This is a genomic window from Aestuariivirga sp. (assembly GCF_044239095.1).
Lineage (GTDB): Bacteria > Pseudomonadota > Alphaproteobacteria > Rhizobiales > Aestuariivirgaceae > Aestuariivirga.
In genome coordinates, this window is the sequence record NZ_JBIICB010000273.1 from 1 (window position 1) to 5,662 (window position 5,662).

A 5,662-nucleotide genomic window follows, 5' to 3' on the forward strand; every position below is an offset into this window, starting at 1 on the left:
CATCTTGTGCACGCTCTCGCGCGAAATGTTGAAATGCCGTGCCGCCGCACGCTTGCTCATGCCACCGGCACACGCCAGACGGACCTTCCTGTACAATTCCACGGTGTAGATCTCCGAGCCCTCCCTGTTCACACAGAAAGGGCATAGATAGTGGGCGGCTTTTACTCCGCCCGCAGCGGGCCAATCCCGCCGCTACCGTGGTCTAATTTTCCACCGCCGTTCCCAGATGAACGCGCTGCACTACTGCACCCGTCCGCGTGTGCTGATCCCCGGCAAGCGCACCTGAGACGGGCGAGTGATCCATGACCTCGCCCTTTGACGCTCTGGATGCACTTGCATCCGGTGCGGCCCTGGAAGGGTTCGGTGAAGAGGCGGTGCTGATTCCGCGCCGGAGCAGCCCGTATGCCGAGGCGGCAGCCGATGCCGACCGGATGGCGGTGAAGGTCAGGGGCATCTTCTCCGCCCTGGCCGCATCCTCGGATCTCCGGGGCCAGAGCCGGGGCGGGGAGTTCACCGGCACGACACGCGTGGTCTCCGAGCAGACCGCCTTCTGGATTGCTGCAGCGCAGGTTGCAGAACTCGGGTTCCGGCCTGCGAAGGGCGATCAGATCAGGATGCCGGAGCGATGCGGAAGCCCGTGCTACACCATATCCGCCATTCATCCGACCAGCATGGGCGATCTCAACCTTCTTCTCGTCCGGGAGGATGTTGCGGAGTGAGCGTTTGCGTTCCGCAGCGAAATATCGCGGGGGGCGATTGGGGGAGAGGGGCATGTTCCCGTCTGGAACATGCCCCCTTTTGATCTGGACAGAGAAACCGTTCCGGTCGGGAACGGTTTTCGGCGTTGAAGGAGTTTCGGCATGAGCCTCGCCCGTCTTGCCATGCGCATCGCCGCTGCCCGCGCCCTGCGTGGTGCCACACTGGCGGAGGGGCGCGTCCATGACAGCGCCATTGCACCCATCGACCAGACCATTGCCGAGGAGCGCCAGCCCATCCTGATCGTCACCACCGACGATCACGAGATGGAGGTGACGGGGCGGGATCTGTTCCATGGGAATGTCTCCTGCGACCTCGTCATCGAGGCGGCCATCGCGGCGCGGGTCGAGATTTCGAGTGAGGAGAGCGTCATCACCATCCCGCACACGGACGAGGGAATGGAGCTTGCCCTTGATCTCATGGAGCATCAGGTCATGGCGGCGCTCATCCGTGAGCGGACACCATGGTCGCGCGTCTGGATGAAACTCGTGCCGCGCATCTCACGCCGGCTGTCGCGGCGCGGGGCCTCCGTCGAGAAGGGCGTGCGCTTTGCCGCGCGGCAGATCGTGCTGACCTGTGACCTGATCGAGGCTCCGACAGATGGTGCAGCCGTTGCAGAGGGCACCGCCTGGCATGATCTGCTCGGCGCCATGGAGGCGGACACCGATCTGATGCCCATTGCCCATATGCTTCGCTCGGAAATCGAAGGAATGCCATTCGACGACTGGCGCCGTGCAGCCAACATGCTCGGCATCCATCTGGAAACAGTAAATGCCATAGGCTTTGGACCGGTGCTGGATCTTTCCGAAGACCCGGATGTCTTCGAGGAAGCCAAAATTACTGGCGGGCCCGATCCCATGATCGTCAATCATCACACCGTGCTGGCCCGCATCGCTGATGCGTGAGGTTGTCGAGCTTGCCGCCCGCATCGCCGAACTCGAGCGCCGTTTCTCTGGGGTCATGCGCCACGGAACGGTGGAAGAGGTCGACGCTGGAAAACAGCGCATCAGGCTCAATCTTGGGAAGGACGTCGATGGAAACCCTTTCCTGTCGCCCTGGGTGCCTTACGTCCAGATCGCCGGTGCGCTGAAGGTCCACACGCCTCCGTCGAAGGGCCAGCAGTTTACAGCCTTGTCTCCAAATGGCGACTGGCAGCAGGCCGTGGCTCTGCCGATGACCTGGAGCGACAACAACAAGTCACCTTCCTTCAAGGGCAACGAAAACGTCCTCACATATGGGAATGTCACCGCCACCATCAAGGACGGCCTCTGCGAGGTCGTTGTTGGCGCCGCCAGCCTGAAACTCACGTCCGCCGCCGTGACGATCAAGGTTGGCGGCGTCAACGTTGAAGTGAGCGATGCCGGTGTCGCCATTGTTGGCGGCAAGGTTACCCATGACGGAAAGAATGTTGGCTCCACCCACATCCACGGCGGTGTGGTGCCCGGCGGCGGTCTGACCGATGTCCCGGCGAACTGATCCGGATGGGCTTGTTACGCGTCCTGGTCGAGCGAAGAAATTGGCCAGTGCGCACTTTCATAGACTCTGATCTGTTCGGCGAGTTGGTCAAACCGCGAGGCCTCAGGAGTGCCGGGAACCGGCTCCTCCCGGAAATGCCGTTCGATTTCGCGGAGGGCAGCCTGATATTCTTCCTCGGTCCAGAGTGGAGCGGCATCGTCAATGAGCTGGACGTCCCGGCCGAAATCCCGGGGGAGTTCCAGGTCGACGCCCTCGAGCGAGCCAGATGCCAGCAGGACCTTGGAGAATTTGGCCTGCCAATCCGGCGTCGAAAGATCAGGCGCGTCGTTGGGGTGCAGTTGGATAGGAGTGATGGGGTCTTTCGGTGTCATTGTCATTTCTCGCGTGGGCCTGCTGAATACAGGGCAATTGCGTCAGCCGCTTGGTGGCTGATGCCGTCGCATGGGGTGACGGAAGGAATGGGGACTTGCGGAGATTAGGAGCAATATTCACCGCACATTATGCGGAGAATGGGTTTGCGGTTTGCGGAGATTAGAGGCTATATTCACCGCAGATCCTGCGGTGAAAAGCCAGTGTACATCCACGAACGCGATGATTGGCCCCATTTCTGGTGGAAAGATCAGGCGATTGCAACCCGGCTTGCTGCCGTGCGGCATCGCCAGGGACGGCTCATCGGACGCATGGAGGCCCTGGGATTCCGCTTGCAGGAAGAGGCCGTCCTCCAGACCCTGACGGAGGATGTCCTCAAGTCCTCGGAGATCGAAGGCGAAGTCCTGGACAAGGACCAGGTGCGCTCCTCGATCGCCCGGCGGCTCGGCATCGACATCGGCGCGCTGACGCCGGCCGATCGGGATGTCGAGGGCGTGGTCGAGATGATGCTCGACGCGACACAGCATTACGAGAAGCCGCTGACCGCCGAGCGGCTGTTCGGGTGGCATGCAGCGCTCTTCCCCACGGGCCGGAGCGGCATGCATCGTATCCGCGTTGGTGAATGGCGAGATGACAACGCCGGTCCCATGCAGGTGGTATCGGGGCCAGTCGGCCGGGAGCGCTTGCACTATGAGGCTCCGAAAGCCGAACGTGTCGATGCGGAAATGAAAACATTCCTCACGTGGTTCGAAGTGAGGGACGACGTCGATCCCGTCCTGAAGGCCGCTTTGGCACATCTCTGGTTCGTCACCATCCATCCCTTAGAGGATGGCAACGGTCGCATTGCACGCGCCATCGCCGATATGGCGCTCGCGCGTTCGGAGTGTTCCGCTCGACGCTTCTACAGCATGTCGGCGCAAATCCGCGCGGAGCGCAATGCCTACTACGAGATGCTCGAGGCAGTCCAGAAAGGCGGCATGGACGTGACAGCCTGGCTCAACTGGTTTCTGGCATGCCTGGATCATGCCTTTGACCGTGCCGAGCAGACGCTGGCGCAGGTTCTTTCAAAAGCGCGTTTCTGGGAGCGCCTTGGAGGTACGGCCGGACCCGCATTCAATGACCGCCAGCTCCTTGTGGTCAATCGCCTTCTTGACGGCTTCGAAGGCAAGCTCACGTCATCTAAATGGGCGTCGCTTGCCAAGTGCTCACAGGATACAGCTTTGCGTGACATCGAGGATCTCCTCCGCCGTGGGGTTCTGCAGAAGGATCCCGCCGGTGGCCGCAGCACAAGCTATTCGCTGATCCTGAGCTGAACACCCCCGCCCTCAAGGCTTCTATCAAACGGATTTCCGACTTGTCTTGCTGATGCGCAAGACAGGCTCGCCCTCCCTTTGTATCGTCTCATCGATCAGGAGAAGTCACATGCCACGCTACGCCATCACCGAGAGGGCGGGCCCCTTCGTTGCGGGCACCCGCGGGCGGGACTACATCCACCTGATGTTCCTGCGTACCCTGCGCTTCTACCTCGGGCGCTTCAACCTCACCGGCCAGACCATTCAGGCGGTCCTCAACACCATGGGCTTCGCCATGCGCGACCTCAAGGCCGATGGCGACATCCTCGGCTACGAGGTCAAGTTCACGCGGGACCAGAACTCGGCCGAGGAACTCAGGCAGGGCCGCTTCACAATCAACTTCGCCGCGGAGGAGGCGCCTGTGTTGCGCTACCTCGGCATCCAGTCGGCCCGCTACCGGCCGGCACTCGACGCGCTGCTCGATGATCTGCTCGCACAGGTCGACGCCGTCACCGGCTGATCGCTACACAACTCGGAGGAATTAACGTGAGCACGATTTTCGTTATGGAATCGGCAAATCTTTTCGCGGGCGATCACGACCCCACCGCCTCGAAGCATCTTACCCTTGCCGAACTGAAGCTGCCCACCCTGCAGGAGATGTATCAGGACCATCATGCCGGGGGCTCCCGCGTCCAGATCGAAGTGGCGGTCGGCATCAGCAAGCTGGAGCCCACCTTCAAGCTCAATGGCTGGGACCCCGATCTCCTGACCCAGTTCGGCCTCGGCTCGTCGCGCCAAAAGGTGTTCACCGCCTATGGGGTGATCCGCGACAAGCGGACCGGTGTGGCCATCGAGGCCAAGGCCATCATCGAGGGCCGCCTCGGCAAGATCGAGCCCGACGCCTTCCAGCGTGGCGAGCTGCAGGGGCACGAATACGCCATCAACGAGGTGATGCACTATGAGCTCTGGTTCAACGAGAAGGAAAAGCTGTTCTGGGACTTCTTCTCGACCGAGTGGCGACTCGATGGCGTCTCGCAGAACGATGACGAGCGCCGCATCCTGCGCATTCAGCGCTGATGGCATGTTCCATGGGAGATGACTGCATGAACGATCCAGCCCGCGTGAAGCTTGTCCGGCCCATCAAGGTTGAAGAGCGTATGATAACTGAGGTCGTAATTCGCCGCCCGAAGGTGCGAGATCTCCGCGCCATGGAGAAGATGCGCGAACCTGGGGGAACGGAACTCGACCAGGGCATCGCCATGGCGGCAGCGCTCTGCGATCTGCCGCTGGAGGCCATGGACGAGATGGATGCCGCGGATTTTGCAGCGGTCTCGGAGGTGCTCGGCGGTTTTTTGCCCAAGGCACCGGCGTGAACAACTGGCGCGGCTTGGTGGCCGATATTGCGCATGTGCTGTCGACGCCGGTCACTGCACTCGATGAGATGGACTGGGCGGAGGTGCTGCTCTGGCACGCCGAGGCACGGCGACTGAGCGGGTCAGCGAAGTGAGATACCCAACAGGCAGGCCTGCTGGTCACGCAGCTCGTTCGAAGGACGCTGCGATGTCGCCGATCGAGCGGAACAGGGTCAGTGGGTCATCCTTCGAAGCAATGAACCCCCGACGGGCCCAGAAGCGCGCCGCCTCATCGTCGATCGCATTGACCATCAATGCCCGTCCGCCGATCAGGGAGGCGGCCTGAACGCAGCGGGCGAGGGCGTGCTTCAGGAGGCCGGTGCCAATGCCGCGCCCCGCCCATTGCAGATCGGTGGC

General features: G+C 61.9%; 9 protein-coding genes and 1 pseudogene. 8 read left to right on the forward strand and 2 right to left on the reverse strand.

The window, feature by feature from the left end; genetic code table 11:
* The first annotated feature begins 302 nt into the window (after window positions 1-302).
* The 3 genes from ACILRA_RS18825 to ACILRA_RS18835 all read left to right on the forward strand — a co-directional run bounded on the left by ACILRA_RS18825 (window position 303) and on the right by ACILRA_RS18835 (window position 2,232).
* Window positions 303-719, forward strand: coding sequence for a hypothetical protein (locus ACILRA_RS18825; RefSeq protein WP_395663600.1), 417 nt, complete (start codon window positions 303-305; stop codon window positions 717-719).
* A 141-nt stretch (window positions 720-860) separates the two neighbouring features.
* Window positions 861-1,661: a hypothetical protein gene (locus tag ACILRA_RS18830; RefSeq protein WP_395663601.1), complete on the forward strand. Its 801-nt coding sequence runs from the start codon at window positions 861-863 to the stop codon at window positions 1,659-1,661.
* On the forward strand, window positions 1,654-2,232 hold the full coding sequence (locus ACILRA_RS18835; protein WP_395663602.1) for a phage baseplate assembly protein V: 579 nt from the start codon (window positions 1,654-1,656) through the stop codon (window positions 2,230-2,232). The genes ACILRA_RS18830 and ACILRA_RS18835 overlap by 8 nt, the downstream gene beginning before the upstream one ends.
* A 14-nt stretch (window positions 2,233-2,246) precedes the next feature.
* On the opposite strand, the gene ACILRA_RS18840 is transcribed toward ACILRA_RS18835, so the two are convergent.
* Window positions 2,247-2,603, reverse strand: coding sequence for a hypothetical protein (locus ACILRA_RS18840; RefSeq protein ID WP_395663603.1), 357 nt, complete (start codon window positions 2,601-2,603; stop codon window positions 2,247-2,249).
* A 201-nt stretch (window positions 2,604-2,804) separates the two neighbouring features.
* Here ACILRA_RS18840 and ACILRA_RS18845 point away from each other — a divergent pair, with 201 nt between their 5' ends.
* From ACILRA_RS18845 to ACILRA_RS18865, 5 genes are all read left to right on the forward strand, one after another.
* The gene (locus ACILRA_RS18845) at window positions 2,805-3,914 is read left to right on the forward strand and encodes a Fic family protein (RefSeq protein WP_395663604.1); all 1,110 of its coding nucleotides are present in this window, start codon (window positions 2,805-2,807) and stop codon (window positions 3,912-3,914) included.
* Between the two features lie 109 nt (window positions 3,915-4,023).
* A complete protein-coding gene (locus ACILRA_RS18850) occupies window positions 4,024-4,413 on the forward strand; it encodes a hypothetical protein (RefSeq protein WP_395663605.1) in 390 nt (129 codons plus the stop codon).
* 26 nt (window positions 4,414-4,439) lie between these two features.
* Complete coding sequence (locus ACILRA_RS18855) at window positions 4,440-4,970, forward strand: phage major tail tube protein (RefSeq protein ID WP_395663606.1); 531 nt, start codon at window positions 4,440-4,442, stop codon at window positions 4,968-4,970.
* A gap of 26 nt (window positions 4,971-4,996) precedes the next feature.
* Window positions 4,997-5,266 carry a phage tail assembly protein gene (locus ACILRA_RS18860; RefSeq protein ID WP_395663607.1) on the forward strand — a complete coding sequence of 90 codons (270 nt, stop codon included), beginning with the start codon at window positions 4,997-4,999 and terminating at the stop codon, window positions 5,264-5,266.
* Window positions 5,263-5,400, forward strand: coding sequence for a hypothetical protein (locus ACILRA_RS18865; RefSeq protein ID WP_395663608.1), 138 nt, complete (start codon window positions 5,263-5,265; stop codon window positions 5,398-5,400). The genes ACILRA_RS18860 and ACILRA_RS18865 overlap by 4 nt, the downstream gene beginning before the upstream one ends.
* A gap of 25 nt (window positions 5,401-5,425) precedes the next feature.
* Here ACILRA_RS18865 and ACILRA_RS18870 read toward each other — a convergent pair.
* A pseudogene (locus ACILRA_RS18870) lies at window positions 5,426-5,662 on the reverse strand (N-acetyltransferase); the annotation flags it as partial.